A 16,466-nucleotide genomic window follows, 5' to 3' on the forward strand; every position below is an offset into this window, starting at 1 on the left:
GACCGCCCACATGGCACGCACCCCTACAAAGTCGTTGTTCACGGCCGAGCTGATCGCACCCGCGGTCGGCGACGCCTTCCGCAAGCTCGATCCGCGGCAGTTGATCCGCAACCCGGTGATGTTCGTCACCGCCGTCGTCGCCGCGCTGATGACCATCCTGCTCGTGATCGGGCAGGACGGGCTGACCACCGGCTTCAAGCTCCAGCTGGTCGTCTGGCTGTGGCTGACCGTGCTGTTCGGCACCTTCGCCGAGGCGCTCGCCGAAGGCCGCGGCAAGGCGCAGGCCGCGTCGCTGCGCGCGACCAAGTCCGAGCTCCAGGCCAAGCGCCTCAAGGGAGACGGTCGCGAGTTCGAGGAGGTCGCCGCCAGCGCGCTCCGTGTCGGCGACATCGTCCTGGTCGAGACCGGCGACCTGATCCCGTCGGACGGCGACGTCGTCTCGGGTGTCGCCTCGGTCAACGAGGCGGCGATCACCGGCGAGAGCGCGCCGGTAATCCGCGAGGCGGGCGGCGACCGCTCGGCGGTGACCGCAGGCACCCGCGTCATCTCGGACGAGATCCGCGTCCGCGTCTCGGTCAATCCGGGCGAGGGCTTTCTCGACCGCATGATCGCGCTGGTCGAGGGTGCCGAGCGGCAGAAGACGCCGAACGAGATCGCGCTGACGCTGCTCCTCGTCGGCCTCACGATCATCTTCCTGATCGCGGTCGGCACGATCCCGGGCTTTGCCTCTTATGCAGGGGGCAAGGTGCCGATCCCGATCCTTGCGGCGCTGCTGATCACGCTGATTCCGACGACGATCGCGGCGTTGCTGTCGGCGATCGGCATCGCGGGGATGGACCGTCTGGTGCGCTTCAACGTGCTCGCCAAGTCGGGCCGCGCGGTCGAGGCCGCAGGCGACATCGACGTGCTGCTGCTCGACAAGACCGGCACGATCACGATCGGCGACCGCCAGGCGAGCGAATTTCGCAGCGTCGGCGGCATCAGCCAGCAGGAGCTTGCCGAGGCCGCGAGCCTCGCCAGCCTCGCCGACGAAACGCCCGAGGGGCGCTCGATCGTCGTGCTCGCGCGCGAGAAGTTCGCGGTCACGACGACGACCCTGCCGGTCGGTGCCGAGATCATCCCGTTCACCGCGCAGACCCGTATCTCGGGCGTCAAGGTCGACGGGTCGCTGATCCAGAAGGGCGCGGTCGATTCGATCCTGAAGGCGAACCCGGGCGCCGGCCAGACCGCCGCGGCGACCGAACTGCGCCGCATCACCGACGAGATCGCCCGCGCCGGCGGTACGCCGCTCGCGGTCGCGCTCAACGGCAAGCTGCTCGGTGCGATCTTCCTCAAGGACGTCGTCAAGGCGGGCATCCGCGAACGCTTCGGCGAGCTCCGGACGATGGGCATCCGCACGGTGATGATCACCGGCGACAACCCGCTGACCGCCGCGGCGATCGCGGCCGAAGCGGGCGTCGACGACTTCCTCGCGCAGGCGACGCCGGAGGATAAGCTCGCGCTGATCCGCAAGGAACAGCAGGGCGGGCGGCTGGTCGCGATGTGCGGCGACGGCACCAACGACGCGCCCGCGCTCGCCCAGGCCGATGTCGGCGTGGCGATGAACACGGGAACGCAGGCCGCGCGCGAGGCGGGCAACATGGTCGATCTCGACAGCGATCCGACCAAGCTGATCGAGGTCGTGGGGCTCGGCAAGCAGCTGTTGATGACGCGCGGCGCGCTGACCACCTTCTCGGTCGCGAACGACGTCGCGAAGTATTTCGCGATCATCCCGGCGATGTTCGTGGTGCTCTATCCGGGGCTCGGCGTGCTCAACGTGATGCGGCTGGGCAGCCCGGAAAGCGCGATCCTGTCGGCGATCATCTTCAACGCGGTGATCATCCCGATGCTGGTGCCGCTCGCGCTTCGCGGCGTCGCGTACAAGCCGATGGCGGCGGGTCCGCTGCTCGCGCGCAACCTCGCGGTCTACGGCCTCGGCGGCCTGCTCGCGCCCTTCGTCGGGATCAAGCTGATCGACCTGCTGGTCGGTGGACTGGGGTTGGCGTGAGCCCCACACACCCTCGTCATGCCGGACTTGTTCCGGCATCCACGGCGCCGCGAACTCTCAGGCCCATGAGTTTGCGGGACGGTGGACCCCGGAACAAGTCCGGGGTGACGGGTACGTTGCGACTGCGTTCTTCTACACATTCGAGGATTGTTCGATGACATCCGATTTCACCTCCGCGCTCCGCCCGGCCTTCGTCCTCACGATCCTGTTCGCGATCCTGCTCGGGATCGTCTATCCCCTCGCGATGACCGGTATCGGACAGGCGATCTTCCCTTCGCAGGCCAATGGCAGCCTGGTCGTCGCCAACGGCAAGGTCGTCGGCTCGACCGTCGTCGGGCAGGCGTTCACCAGCGATCGCTATTTCCAGACCCGGCCGTCCGCCGCCGGCAAGGGCTATGATGGGCTCGCCTCGTCGGGCTCGAACCTCGGGCCGACCAGCCAGGCGCTGGTTGACCGGATCAAGCCCGATGTCGCGAAGCAACGCGACGCCGGCAACGCCGGGCCGCTCCCCGCCGACGCGGTGACCGCGTCGGGTTCGGGCCTGGACCCCGATATCGCGCCCGACACCGCGCTGCTCCAGGTGGCACGCGTCGCGCGGGTCCGTGGGCTGTCCGTCGAGCGCGTCCGCGCGCTGGTCGCCGCGCAGACCGAGGCACCGGTGTTCGGCATCCTCGGTGAGCCGCGGGTCAACGTCCTCGCCCTCAACCGCGCGCTGGACGCCGTCCCGCGTTGAGCGACGCGCGTCCGTCGCCCGAGGCCCTTCTGCGACAGGCGTCGCAGGAGGGTCGCGGCCGTCTGAAGATCTTCCTCGGCGCCGCGCCCGGCGTCGGCAAGACGTTCGAGATGCTGTCGGAAGGCGCCGAGCGCCGCCGCGCGGGCGTCGACGTCGCGATCGGCGTCGTCGAGACGCATGGTCGCGTCGAGACACAGGCGCTGACGCGCGGGCAGGAGGTCGTCCCCCGCCGGGGCGTCGCCTATGAAGGCCATACGATCGACGAGATGGACCTCGACGCGATCCTCGAGCGCAGCCCCCGGCTCGTGCTGGTCGACGAACTCGCGCATACCAACGCGCCGGGCAGCCGCCACGCCAAGCGCTACCAGGACGTCGAGGAACTGCTCGCCGCGGGGATCGACGTCTATTCGACGATCAACATCCAGCATATCGAGAGCCTGAACGACGTCGTCGCCTCGTTCACGCGGGTCCGGGTGCGCGAGACGGTGCCCGACAGCATCCTGGAGGCCGCCGAGATCGAGGTGGTCGACATCCCGCCCGACGAGCTGATCGAGCGGCTGAAGGCGGGCAAGGTGTATCTGCCACAGGAAGCGACGCGCGCGCTGTCGCACTTCTTCTCGAAGTCGAACCTGTCGGCCTTGCGCGAACTCGCGCTGCGGCGTGCGGCGCAGGCAGTCGATGCACAGATGCTCGACCATGTCCGTGCGCTGGGGGTGGGGGGCACCTGGGCAGGCAGCGAGCGGATCGTCGTCGCGGTGAGCGAGCTGCCCGGCGCCGACGGACTGGTGCGCGCCGCCAAGCGTCTCGCCGACGCGCTCCACGCGCCCTGGACCGCGGTCTATATCGAGACGCCCCGCGCGGCGCATTTCGGCGACGAGGACCATCGCCGGCTCGCCGCGGTCCTGGCGCTCGCGACGCAGCTCGGCGGCGCGGTCGCGACGGTGCCCGCGATCTCGGTGGTCGAAGGGCTGAAGACGATCGCGACCGAGGCACGCGCGACCCAGATCGTCGTCGGCAAGTCGACGCGGTCGCGCTGGTTCGAGTTCCGCCACGGCTCGGTCGTCGATCGCCTCGTCCGCGACACGCCCGGCATGGCGGTGCACGTCCTGCCGATGGGCGGCGCGCCAGCGCCGCGGCACACGCGCGGCGGCGGGCATTGGGGCAGCCGCGCCGGCTATGGCTGGACCACCGCGATGGTCGCAGGGATCACCGGCCTCGCCAGCGGGCTGTTCCACGTCCTCGACCTCGGCAACGTCGCACTGCTGTACCTGTTGCCGGTGATGGCCGCCGCCAGCCTGTTCGGGCTTCGTACCGGGCTGTTCGCGGGGATCGCGTCGAGCCTTGCGTACAATTTTTTCTTCCTGCCGCCGACCGGCACGCTGACGATCAGCAACCCCGAGAACGTCATCTCGATCCTGGTCCTGCTCGGCGTCGCGTTCGCGACCAGCCAGTTGACCGCGCGGGTCCGGGCGCAGGCCGACATCGCTGCCGCCAGCGCGCGGACCAACGCCGCGCTGGCCGGGTTCCTGCGCCGGCTGACATCACTCGCCGACCCCGTCGAACTGGGGCGCGCGGTGTGCGACGAGATCGGCCGGCTGTTCGACCTGCGCACCGTGATGGTGGTCACGGGTGAGACCGGGCTCGTGGTCCAGGCCGCCAACGCGCCCGGCCACCGGCTGGAGACGATGGAGCTCGCCGCGGCGCAATGGGCGTGGGACAATGGCGTGCCCGCGGGGCGGGGATCGGCGACGCTCGCGGCGTCCGAATGGTTCTTCCAGCCGCTGCGTTCCGGCGACCGGACGCTGGCGGTGCTGGGGCTCGCGCGCGAGAGCGGGGGGGATCCGCTGCGCGCCGACCAGCTCCCGCTGCTCGTCAACCTGGTCGACCAGGCGTCGCTGGCGCTCGAACGGTTGCGACTTGAAGGCGAGATGCGCGACGTCGACACGGTCCGCGAGCGCGACCGGTTGCGCGCGGCCTTGCTGTCGTCGGTCAGCCACGACCTGCGCACGCCGCTCACTTCGGTGATGGCCGCCGCCGCCGAGCTGCGCCGTGGCGCGACCCCCGAACTGATCGCGACGATCGAGACCGAGGCGGCGCGGCTCAACCGCTTCGTCGGCAACCTGCTCGACATGGCGCGGGTCGAGGCGGGCGCGCTGCGGCTGCGCGTCGAGGCCACCGACCTGACCGACGCGGTCGCGGGGGCGGTGCACGATACCAAGCGCGCGCTCGACGGCCATGCGATCCAGCTCGAGGTGCCGCCCAACCTGCCGCTGGTGACCGTGGATCCGCAGCTGTTGCATCACTGCCTGCTCAACCTGCTCGACAATGCCGGCCGCTATGCAGAGCCGGGGACGCCGATCGTGGTGCGCGGCGAGCATCGCCACGGGCTGCTGACGCTGTCGGTGATCGACCAGGGCCCCGGCCTGCCGCCCGGCCGCGAGGTCGAGGTGTTCGAGACGTTCCGCCGCCTCGAAGGATCGGACCGCGCGGTCGGCGGGACTGGGCTGGGGCTCGCGATCGTCAAGGCGTTCGCCGAGGCGATGGGCATGACGGTCGAGGCCGCCAACCGCGAAGGCGGCGGCGGGGCGCGGTTCAGCCTCTGCTTCCCGCGCGACCTGCTGGTCCGCGACACCGACGGAGACATGGTGTGATGAGTGGTACGCGTATCCTGGTCGTCGACGACGAACTCGCGATCCGTCGCCTGTTGCGCAACACGCTGGAGCGCACCGGCTACGAGGTCAGCGAGGCGGTCGACGGTGCCGATGCGCTGAGGGTCGCCGCGGCGCTGCGGCCGACCGCGATCATGCTCGACCTCGGCCTGCCCGACCGCGACGGGCTGGAACTGGTGCCGCTGCTCAAGCGGCTGGGCGGTCCGATCATCCTCGTCGTCTCCGCGCGCGACGCGACCGACCAGAAAGTTGCCGCTCTCGACCTCGGCGCGGAGGACTATGTCACGAAACCGTTCGATACCGAGGAGCTGCTCGCGCGCTTGCGCGTCGCGCTTCGCGGACGTGGCACGACGATCGCCAAGCCCAAGATCCTGACGTCGGGAGAGCTGGAGATCGATTTCGAGCACCGGATCGCGCGACGCGGCGGCGAGGAAGCGCACCTGACCCGCAAGGAGTTCGACGTCCTCTCCGCGCTCGCCACCGCGCCCGGGCGGGTGGTGACTCACCAGAAGATCATGGAGGCGGCTTGGCCCAACGACCATGACCGCCGCGTCGAATATCTGCGCATCGTGATCCGCAACCTGCGTGCCAAGCTGGAGGGGTCGGCAGGAGTCGGCAGCGTGATCGCGAACGAACTGGGCGTCGGATACCGCCTGCTCGTCGACCCCTGAACGCGCCGCCGACCCGGCATGCCGCTGGACTTGTCCGTGGGCACGGCTAGGCTCGCGGCAGGGCTGGGGGAGCGCTGACGATGGGTCTGAAACTGAAGCCGGCCTGCCTGGCGCTCGCCATCGCCCCCGTTGCGGCGTTCGGCGATGCGAGCCCGCAGGTGGTGCTGGCGACCCCAGGCTTCGGCAACGGCGCGATCGAGCGGTTCACGATCCGCTTCAGCCAGCCGATGGTCGCGCTCGGCGATCCGCGTGCGCAGGGGCCACTGGAGGTCACGTGTCCGATCGGCGGCGAGGGGCGCTGGGCCGACCAGCAGACCTATGTCTGGGCGTTCGCGACCCCGCTGCCCGGTGGCACGGCGTGCGAGATGAAGACCCGCGCCGGGCTGAAGAGCGCGAGCGGCTACGCACTCGGCGGGCAGCAGAGCTTCAAGGTGGATGCCGGCGGTCCGGTCGCGCGCGCGGTGCTGCCCGGCGAGGGCCGCGAGATCGAGGAGGACCAGGTCTTCCTGGTCGCCGCCAACATGGCCGCGACGCGCGCGTCGGTTGCCGCCAACGCCTATTGCGCGGTCGATGGGATCGGCGAGAAAATCGCGGTCGACGTGCTGCCCGCGGACCTTCCGGCCAGGCTGCTGGGCGAACTCGGGACCGATCGGTACGAGGTCGAGAACTTCCTCGAGACCGCCGGTCTGCCGACCACGATCCCGACTGCGGCTGCCGATCGTGCGAAAATGCTGTCGAGCGTCACCGCGCTCAAATGCCGTCGTCCGCTGCCCCCCGGGCGCGACATGGCGCTGGTCTGGGGCGCGTCGATCGCCGGGGTCGGCGGCAAGCTGGCGGGCGCCGACCAGCGCTTCGACTACAGCGTCCGCAAGCCCTTCACCGCACGGTTCGAATGTTCGCGCGTCAATGCGCAGGGCGGGTGCAGCCCGGTCGAGAAAGCCTATGTCCGCTTCTCCGCGCCGGTCGCGATGAGCCAGGCGGCGGCGATCCGGATCGAGACCGCGGACGGCAAATCGATCGCGCCGACGTTCGACGACGACGACAAGAAAAAGGCGACGGTCGAGACGATCAGCTTCGCCGCGCGCCAGGCGTTCGACACCACCGGCAAGGTCGTGCTGCCCGCCGGCGTCAAGGACGAGAGCGGCCGCGCGCTCGCCAATGCCGAGCGCTTCCCGCTCGACGTGCGGTTCGATGCCGCCCCCCCGCTCGTCAAGTTCGCGGCGAATTTCGGGATCCTCGAGGCCAAGCAGGGCGGGGTGCTGCCGGTCACGGTCCGCGCGATCGAACCCGAGCTCGCCGGACGCAGCTTCGGCGTCAACGGCCAGAGCGTCCGCGTCGCGGGATCGGACGGCGAGATCGCGAAATGGCTGCGCACCGTGTCCAAGGCGGGCGAGACGAACATCGAGGATATCGAACGCGCGCCCGGGGACACCCGCGACCCCATCCGCATCAACCATACCGGCGAGAAGCCGATCCTCGCCGCGGGCCTGGGCGCCCCGATGAAGGTCGCGCTGCCGGGCAAGGGCAAGGATTTCGAGGTCGTCGGGATCCCGCTGACCAACCCCGGCTTCTACGTCGTCGAACTGGCAAGCCCGGTGCTGGGCCGCGCGCTGCTGGGGCGCAACGTACCGCGCTATGTCGCGAGCGCGGCCTTGGTCACCGACATGGCGGTGCATTTCAAATGGGGCCGCGAGCGCAGCCTCGCCTGGGTCACGCAGCTGTCGGACGGCAAGCCCGCCGCCAACGCCGACGTCCAGGTCACCGACAGCTGCACCGGCAAGCTGCTCGCGCGCGGCGTCACCGACCGCACCGGCGGGCTGTTCGTCCCCGCCGGCCTCCCCGAGCCCGAGACCTATGGCAATTGCGAGTCCGAGGGATCTCCGCACCCGCTGATGATCTCCGCGCGGCGCGGCGGCGACTACAGCTTCACACTGACCGAATGGGGCAACGGGATCACCCCGTACGACTTCGACCTGCCCTACGGCTATTCCGCACGCGGCGAGATGGTCCACACCGTATTCGACCGCGCGCTCGTCCGGCAGGGCGAGACGATCCACATGAAGCATATTCTCCGCAAACCGGGCGGCAGCGGCTTCGCGCTGGCGCCGGGGGTCACGGGGACCTTGAGGGTGACGCATCGCGGCTCGGACACGCAGTTCGACTTGCCGCTGTCGATCGACGCGTACGGCATCGGCGAGACTGCGTGGAGCGTGCCGCAGGGCGCGCCGATGGGCGATTATGCGCTGTCGATCGAGGCCGAGGGGCGGACGATCGCGCTCGACCAGAGTTTCCGCGTCGACGAATACAAGCTGCCGACGATGCGCGCGACCGTGACCGGGCCGAAGGGCGCCGCGGTGCGCCCGGCGACCCTGCCGCTCGACCTGTTCGTCGGCTATCTGTCGGGCGGCGGCGCGTCCAACCTCGCGGTCGACCTGCGCGTCGGCTGGTTCGCGCACAGCGCCACGCCCGAGGGCTATGACGGCTACACCTTTGGCGGTCGCGCGGTCGCCGAGGGCGTCAGGCCGCTCGACGGCGACGGCGAGGAGGAAAAGACCGAACTCCCCCCGACGCAGACCTTGCCCGCGACGCTCGGCAGCGACGGCACCGCGCGGCAGGTCGTCGAGGTGCCGCAGGCGCTCGACGGCAATGCCGACATGCAGGTCGAGATGGATTATCGCGACGCGAACGGCGAGACGCTGACCGCGTCGCGGACCATCCCGATTTTCGCGTCGGCGGTGCAGCTCGGCGTCAAGACCGACGGCTGGCTGATGAAGCAGGACGATCTGCGCCTTCGCTTCGTCGCGCTCGACACGTCGGGCAAGCCGATCAAGGGCCAGAAGATATCGGTCGCGCTGTATAGCCGCCAGATCCTGACCGCGCGGCGGCGGCTGATCGGCGGCTTCTACGCCTATGACAACCAGATGCGCACGACGAAGATCGCCGCGACCTGTTCGGCGACCACCGACGCGCAGGGGCTGGCGATGTGCAAGGTCGATCCCGGTGTCTCGGGCGAGGTCTATGCGGTCGCGACGACGGTCGACGGCGACGGCCACGTCGCGCGCGCGGTGCGCAGCGTGTGGCTGGCGGGCGACGACGACTGGTGGTTCGGCGGCGACAATGGCGACCGCATGGATCTGGTCCCCGAACAGCAGACGTACAAATCGGGCGAGACCGCGCGCTTCCAGGTGCGGATGCCGTTCCGCGAGGCGACCGCGCTCGTCACGGTCGAGCGCGAGGGCGTGCTGTCGAGCTTCGTCACGCATCTGTCGGGGACCGATCCCGTGGTCTCTGTGCCGATGGACGGCGCCTATGCGCCCGACGTGTTCGTGTCGGTGATGGTCGTGCGCGGCCGCGTCGAGAGCGGGTTCTGGAGCTGGGTGCACGGCATCGCACGCTCGCTCGGGCTGTCGAGCACGCCCGACGAGGCGCAGGAACCGACCGCTCTGGTCGATCTCGCCAAGCCCGCCTACCGCATCGGCATCGCCAAGGTGAAGGTCGGGTGGGAGGCGCACCAGCTGCGCGTCGCCGTCAAGGCCGACCGCGAACGTTACGCGCCGCGCGACACCGCGCAGGTGATGGTCCAGGTCCGCACCCCCGACGGCAAGCCCGCGCGCACCGCCGCCGTCGCGTTCGCGGCGGTCGACCAGGCATTGCTGCAGCTCGCGCCCAACGACAGCTGGGACGTGCTGACCGCGATGATGGGCGAGCGGCCGCTCTCGGTGTTGACCTCGACCGCGCAGATGCAGGTCGTCGGCAAGCGGCATTATGGCCGGAAAGCGGTCGAGGCGGGCGGCGGCGGCGGCGCCGGCGACGTCTCGGGGCTCAACCGCGAGAATTTCCAGCCGGTGCTGCTGTGGCGCGGCCGAGTCGCGCTCGATGCGCAGGGCCGAGCGAAGGTCGCGGTGCCGCTGAGCGATGCGTTGTCGTCGTTCAAGCTGGTCGCGATCGCCACCGACGGCGCGCAACTCTACGGCACCGGCAGCACCGACATCCGCACCGCGCAGGACCTGTCGATCTATGCCGGCCTGCCGCCGCTGGTGCGGACCGGCGACGTCTTCGCGGCGCAGTTCACGCTGCGCAACGGATCGACGAAGCCGATGACGGTCACCGCGGATGTCGACGTGTTCCCGCGGATCGCGGCAGGCAAGCCGCTGACGGTCACGATCCCTGCGGGCGGCGCCGCGCCGATCGCGTGGAACCTGACCGCGCCCGAGGGGGTCAGCAACCTGCGCTGGCAGGTCCGCGCACGCACCGCGGACGGCCGCGCGACCGACACGGTCACGGTGACGCAGGACGTGGTGCCCGCGGTCCCGGTCGAGGTCTGGGCGGCGACGCTCGCGCGCGTCAACGCAGGCTCGATGATCCCGATCGCGGCGCCGGCGGGGGCCCTTGCCGGGCGGGGCAGCGTCGACATCCGCCTCGACGACAGCCTCGCGCCGCCGTTGAAGGGCGTGCGCGATTACATGACCGCCTATCCGTACAATTGCTTCGAACAGCGGCTGTCGCGGATCGTCGTGCTGGGCGACGCGGCGGGCTGGGCGCGGCTGGCGGGCGAGATCCCGACCTACCAGGCGTCCGACGGCCTGCTGCGCTACTTCCCCGGCGATGGGCTGAACGGGTCGGAGGCGCTGACCGCCTATGTCCTGTCGATCACGGGCGAGGCGGGGCTGCCGGTGCCCGAGGCGGCCAAGACGCGGATGGTCGAGGCGATGAAGGCGGTGCTCAACGGCCGGCTCCGGCGCGAGGATTACGGCGACGTCCGCCTCCAGCGCGTCGCCGCGCTGACCGCGCTGGCGCGCGCGGGGGCGGCGACGCCGGCGATGCTCGGCCAGATCGGCATGCCGCCTGCCGAGATGCCGACCGCGACGCTCGCCGATTACCTGGCCGCGCTCGATCGGATTCCGGGTCTCGCCAACGGTGCTGCGCTCCGCGCCGAGGGCGAGCGCGTGTTGCGGACGCGGCTGGTGTACGAGGGCACGCGGCTCGACCTGTCGGATCAGGCGTCGGCGGCGTGGTGGCTGATGTCGTCGGGCGACGAGGCGGCGATCAAGACGACGCTGGTTACGCTGGGCCGCCCGGGCTGGCAGGACGAGGCGCCGAGGATGATGGTCGGCACCGCATCGCGCCAGTTGCGCGGGCATTGGGACACCACGACTGCCAACGCCTGGGGCACGATCGCGGCGCGGAAATTCGCCGGGCTGTATCCGGCGGAGGCGATCGCTGGGACGACGACGCTTGCCTATGCCGGCCGCCAGATCGCGCGCGGCTGGCCGCTCGCGGCGGACCAGCGCTTCGCGTCCTTCCCTCTTGCCGCTTCGCCTGCACCGCTGCGAATGGCGCAGGCGGGTGGGGCGGGGCCGTGGGCGACCGTCTCGGTCTCGGCCGCGGTTCCGCTGACCCGGCCCTTGGCGGCCGGGTATCGGATGACGCGGCAGGTATCGGTGGTGCAGGCGCGCAACCCCGGCCGCCTGACGCGCGGCGACGTCGTCAAGGTGACGATCACCGTCGATGCGAGCGCCGAGCGCAACTGGGTCGTCGTCAGCGACCCGATCCCCGCGGGCGCGACGATCGTCGGCGATCTCGGCGGCCAGTCGGCGATGTTGCAGGCGTCCGGGGATGGGGAGGGCGTCCAGCCCGCCTATGTCGAGCGCGGGCGCGATGCGTGGCGCGGCTATTTCGCCTGGGTCCCGCGTGGTCGGTTCAGCGTGGCGTACACGCTGCGGCTGAACGGCGCGGGGCGGTTCGGCCTGCCGCCGAGCCGAGTCGAGGCGATGTACTCGCCGGCTATCCGCGCGGCGGTGCCGAATGCGGTGGTCGTCGTGGGGGACCGTTGAGCGATCGATCCCCAGGTGGGAGCGAACGCTCGACTCCCGTCACCCCGGACTTGGTCCGGGGTCCACCGTGCCGCAAACCAACCGCGCGGTGGCTGCGCGGTGCGGTGGATGCCGGACCAAGTCCGGCATGACGGGAAAAGTGGCTCGGCTGTCTCGCAATCGTGGCAGGGTGGCGTTCGCGGCGCTGATCATGTTCGTCCTCCTGTTGGCCGCGCTCGACTACGCGACCTACCCCCCGCCGATCCCCGACTACGCCGCCGCCCGCGCCGCCTACCGCCCTTCCGAATCCTGGCTCTACGACCGCCACGGCGTCCTCATCGACAGCGCGCGCGTCGATTTCGCCACGCGCCGGCTCGGCTGGACCCCGCTCGACCGCATCGCCGCGGTCGTTCCCCGCACCGTGATCGCCGCCGAGGACCACCGCTTCGCCGCGCATAACGGCATCGACTGGCTCGCGCTCGGCGCGTCGGCCCGCAACCGGCTCCAGGGCCGCCCGGCACGCGGCGCGAGCACGATCTCGATGCAGGTCGCGGGCTATCTCGCGCCCGATCTCGCCCGCCCCGGCGCACGCGGGTGGCGCGACAAGCTGCGCCAGCTGCGCGCCGCGCGGTCGCTCGAATCGCGTTGGAGCAAGGACCAGATCCTCGAAGCCTATCTCAACCTCGCGCCGTTCCGCGGCGAGGCGCAGGGGATCGGCGCGGCGGCGTTGGGACTGTTCGGCAAGACCCCCGCCGCGCTCGCCGCCGACGATGCCGCACTGCTGACGGCACTGCTGCCCGATACGCAGGTGTCCGCCGACCGGCTGGGCGCGCGCGCGTGCAGGCTGGCGCGCGCGACGGACTGCGCGCGGTTCCAGTCGCAGGCCGCTTCGATGCTCGGCCCCGCGCGCAGCCTCGCGCTCGATCCGGGCCTCGCGCCGCATCTCTCGGACCGGCTGCTGACGAAGCCCGGCCTACGCGTCGCGACCACGCTCGACGCCGGTATCCAGCGGCTCGCGATCGCAGCGCTCAAGCGGCAGCTGCAGGGTCTCGGGGGCAGCCGCGCGCGCGACGGCGCCGCGGTGGTCGTCGACAACGCGAGCGGCGACGTGCTCGCCTATGTCGGCGGGATCGGCGGCGCCTCGACCGCGGCGTCGGTGGACGGGGCGAACAGCTACCGCCAGGCGGGGTCGACGCTGAAGCCGTTCCTCTACGCGCAGGCGATCGAGCGCGGCTATCTGACGCCGGCATCCATTCTCGACGATTCGCCGGTCCAGCTCGACACCGCGTCGGGGCTGTACGTGCCGCAGAATTACGATCGCGGGTTCAAGGGGTTGGTCTCGGCGCGCACCGCGCTTGCGGGCTCGCTCAACGTGCCCGCGGTGCGCACCTTGCTGCTCGTCGGCGTCGATCCGTTCCGCGACCGGCTCTGGGATACAGGGTACCGCGGGCTGGTCGAGGACGGGCAATATTACGGCTTCTCGCTCGCCCTGGGCTCCGCGGAGGTGACGTTGCTCGAACAGGCCGACGCGTATCGCAGCCTGGCGAACGCCGGCCGCTGGTCGCCGCTGCGCGTCCTGCAGCGCGCCCCGCACGCGCCGTCGCGCGCGGTGACGACGCCCGCCGCTGCGTGGATCGTCGCCGACATGCTTGCCGATCCCAATGCGCGCGCCGCGACCTTCGGGCTCGATTCCGCGCTGCGGCTGCCGTTCTGGACCGCGGTGAAGACCGGCACGTCGAAAGCGATGCGCGACAATTGGTGCGTCGGTTTCTCGGACCGCTTCACGATCGCTGTGTGGGTCGGCAATCTCGAAGGTGACCCCATGCGCGCGGTCTCGGGTACCAGCGGCGCGGCACCCGTGTGGCGCGACCTGATGCTGGCTCTGCATGCGCGCATCCCCAGCTCGGCACCGTCCCGACCGGCGGGGGTCGAAGCCCGCGCGATCGCGTTTGCCGACCATGTCGAGCAGCCGCGGCGCGAGTATTTCCTGGCGGGCACTGGGCAGAGCCTGATCGCCGCCGCGCCGGGCGAAGCGCGCCGCCCCCGCATCGTCAACCCGATCGCCGGCACCGTCTATGCGATCGACCCCGACATCCCCTCCGACCGCCAGCGCTTCGCGGTCGGCGTCACCGGCAGCGTCTCGAGCCACCGTCTTATGCTCGACAATCGGGATCTGGGGCCCGCGTCGGCCAGCCCGCTAGTGCTCGCGGCACCCGGGCGGCATCTGCTGCGGCTGGTCGACGTCGCTGGACGGGTGGTGGATCAGGTCCGCTTCACGATCCGATGAGGAGGGGCGCGATGGCCGTTTTCCAGCACGTCCGTCTTTGAGTAAGGCGGGCGGGCATGACAAAGCCCCGCGCTCGATCCACGCCGACACGGCGACGCCGGACCGGCGGGCGCGGGGCGTCGTCCGAACACTGGCTGTTGCTGCTCGGGATCGCAGCTGCGGCTGCGATTGCCTTCGGTCTGCTGGTGCGCTCTCCCGCCGGTCCCGAGGATCGGCGCGTCCTGCCGCTGTCGATGGCCGCCGCCCGCGCCTCGAACGCGCAGGTCCCGATCGTTACGACCGGGCGGCCGGCGAAGCGCTACCGCTTCCGCGGCGGCCCGGCGTCGCGCGCGCAGGCGATCGAATGCCTCGCGACCGTCGCGCTCTACGAAGCCGGCGACGACCGCGACGGCCAGCGCGCGGTCGTCCAGGTCGTGCTCAACCGCGTCCAGGCGGCGGGGTTCCCGAAGACCGTTTGCGGCGTGGTCTACCAGGGGGCGAAGCGGGCGACCGGGTGCCAGTTCTCCTTCTCGTGCGACGGATCGATCGTGCGACGTCCGGAACGCGACGGATGGGACGACGCGCGGCGCCTGGCCCGGCGCGCACTCGACGGCCGCGTCTATGCGCCGGTCGGCCGGGCGACGCATTACCACACCGACTGGATGGTGCCCTATTGGCGGGACTCGCTGGTCAAGGTCGCGCGCGTCAACACACACCTGTTCTATCGCCGCCGCTCGGCAGCGGATAGGGACGGGCCATGGAAACCCTCATCACCGTCCTGAAATGGACCGCGTCGATCTCGGGGATGCTGGCCGCATTCATGGTGTCGCTCGATTCCGGACGCCGCGTGACGGGTTGGGGGTTCGTGATCTTCGTCGGGTCGTCGATCTGCTGGTTCGCGGGCGCGTGGCTGACGAAGGATTTCGCGCTCGGCACGCAGAACACGGTGCTGTTCGGCATCAACCTGCTCGGCGTGTACCGCTATCTGATCCGCAAGACCGGTGTCTGAGCGGCTCGTCTGGGCGGTCGCGCTCGGGATCCTTGGCGCGATCATCGGCAGTTTCGTCGCGGCGCTGGTTACCCGGTGGCGCGACGACCGGTCGGTGATGCAAGGCCGATCGGCGTGCGACTCCTGCGGCACCACGCTCGGCCCCGTCGAACTGGTGCCGCTGGTGAGTGCACTCGTGCAGCGCGGCCGGTGCCGGACCTGTCGCGCGCCGATCGCGCCGTTGCACTGGCGGATCGAGCTTGCCGCGCTCGCGATCGGCGCGGTTTCGGGCGGGGTGGTGGCAGGGCCCGCCGCATTGGCGGGGGCGGCGTTCGGCTGGCTGCTGCTCGCGCTCGGTTCGCTCGACCTGATCGCGTTCTGGTTGCCCGACCGGCTGACCGCGACGCTGGCGCTGGGCGGTGCGGTCAGCGCGATCTGGTTCGACCCGGGGCCGCTGGACCGCGCGATCGGTGGTGCGGCAGGGTTCGGCGTACTGTGGACGATCGCCGCGGTCTATCGCCGGGTCCGCGGCCGCGACGGCATGGGCGGCGGCGATCCGAAGCTGTTCGGCGCGATCGGGCTGTGGCTCGGCTGGCAATTGCTGCCCGCCGTGCTGCTGATCGCGAGCATGGTCGGGCTCGGCGCGGTTCTTGCCACCCGCCTGCGCGGTCGGGCGGTGGCCGCGGACACCGCCTTGCCGTTCGGCACGCTGCTGGCGATCGCGGCTTATCCCGCGTGGCTGTTCATGATAGCGGGGGCGCCATGATGTCGATGCTGATCGCGCTCGCGCTGCAAGCCGCCGCCCCGTCGCCGCTGATCGATGGCCTCCCGCTCGGCGCGATCGCCAAGCAGGCGCTGCCCGCCAAGGGATGCGCGGCCTATCTGTGGACCGTTGCCGGCACGCGGTCGCTGGTCGCGATGGCGAGCGCCGAGCCCGCCCAACTCCGGATCGCGCTCGACGGCGTGACCAAGGACTATGCCCGCACCACGCAGACGGGCCCCGGCGGGTTCGGCTTTGCCGGCGTGACCGAGTATCGCGGCGGCGACCTGACCGCGACGCTGGACATGACGATCACGACGCGCGGCGACATCGCACAGGGCGCGGCGGTGATGCCCGCGACGCTCAGGATCGACCGCCCCGGACGCGACACGGTCGTCGTCGCGGTCGGCGGCTTGATCGGTTGCGTATGAAAAATAACCTCTTAACCGAAACCAATTAAAGGGTTTTGCGTTACAGCAATCGAGTGGGGGTGAATCGAACGCGATCGCACCCGAAAAC

At 70.7% G+C, this 16,466-nt stretch carries 10 protein-coding genes; all 10 read left to right on the top strand.

Annotation, left to right across the window (positions count from 1 at the left end; translation table 11 throughout):
* Positions 1-10 precede the first annotated feature (10 nt).
* The 10 genes from kdpB to FSB78_RS05370 all read left to right on the top strand — a co-directional run bounded on the left by kdpB (position 11) and on the right by FSB78_RS05370 (position 16,378).
* Positions 11-2,047, top strand: a complete 2,037-nt coding sequence (gene kdpB, locus FSB78_RS05325; protein WP_147080608.1) for a potassium-transporting ATPase subunit KdpB — start codon at positions 11-13, stop codon at positions 2,045-2,047.
* Between the two features lie 154 nt (positions 2,048-2,201).
* Positions 2,202-2,780 carry a potassium-transporting ATPase subunit KdpC gene (gene kdpC, locus FSB78_RS05330; protein WP_147080610.1) on the top strand — a complete coding sequence of 193 codons (579 nt, stop codon included), beginning with the start codon at positions 2,202-2,204 and terminating at the stop codon, positions 2,778-2,780.
* Positions 2,777-5,431 (top strand): sensor histidine kinase, encoded by a 2,655-nt coding sequence (locus FSB78_RS05335; RefSeq protein WP_147080612.1) that lies wholly within the window; start codon positions 2,777-2,779, stop codon positions 5,429-5,431. Before kdpC ends, FSB78_RS05335 begins: the two co-directional genes overlap by 4 nt.
* A complete protein-coding gene (locus FSB78_RS05340; protein WP_147080614.1) occupies positions 5,431-6,120 on the top strand; it encodes a response regulator transcription factor in 690 nt (229 codons plus the stop codon). The genes FSB78_RS05335 and FSB78_RS05340 overlap by 1 nt, the downstream gene beginning before the upstream one ends.
* Before the next feature lie 80 nt (positions 6,121-6,200).
* Positions 6,201-11,954 (top strand): alpha-2-macroglobulin family protein, encoded by a 5,754-nt coding sequence (locus tag FSB78_RS05345; protein WP_147080615.1) that lies wholly within the window; start codon positions 6,201-6,203, stop codon positions 11,952-11,954.
* Positions 11,955-12,144: 190 nt separating this feature from the next.
* Positions 12,145-14,220, top strand: coding sequence for a penicillin-binding protein 1C (pbpC, locus tag FSB78_RS05350; protein WP_147084028.1), 2,076 nt, complete (start codon positions 12,145-12,147; stop codon positions 14,218-14,220).
* 56 nt (positions 14,221-14,276) lie between these two features.
* On the top strand, positions 14,277-14,981 hold the full coding sequence (locus tag FSB78_RS19720) for a cell wall hydrolase (RefSeq protein ID WP_147080617.1): 705 nt from the start codon (positions 14,277-14,279) through the stop codon (positions 14,979-14,981).
* Complete coding sequence (locus tag FSB78_RS05360; protein ID WP_242008042.1) at positions 14,957-15,208, top strand: hypothetical protein; 252 nt, start codon at positions 14,957-14,959, stop codon at positions 15,206-15,208. The genes FSB78_RS19720 and FSB78_RS05360 overlap by 25 nt, the downstream gene beginning before the upstream one ends.
* Entirely contained in the window at positions 15,201-15,953 is a 753-nt protein-coding gene (locus tag FSB78_RS05365) for a prepilin peptidase (RefSeq protein ID WP_147080619.1), read from the top strand. The genes FSB78_RS05360 and FSB78_RS05365 overlap by 8 nt, the downstream gene beginning before the upstream one ends.
* Positions 15,953-16,378 carry a hypothetical protein gene (locus tag FSB78_RS05370; protein WP_147080621.1) on the top strand — a complete coding sequence of 142 codons (426 nt, stop codon included), beginning with the start codon at positions 15,953-15,955 and terminating at the stop codon, positions 16,376-16,378. Before FSB78_RS05365 ends, FSB78_RS05370 begins: the two co-directional genes overlap by 1 nt.
* The last annotated feature ends 88 nt before the right edge of the window (positions 16,379-16,466 follow it).

The organism is Sphingomonas ginsenosidivorax (genome assembly GCF_007995065.1).
GTDB lineage: Bacteria > Pseudomonadota > Alphaproteobacteria > Sphingomonadales > Sphingomonadaceae > Sphingomonas > Sphingomonas ginsenosidivorax.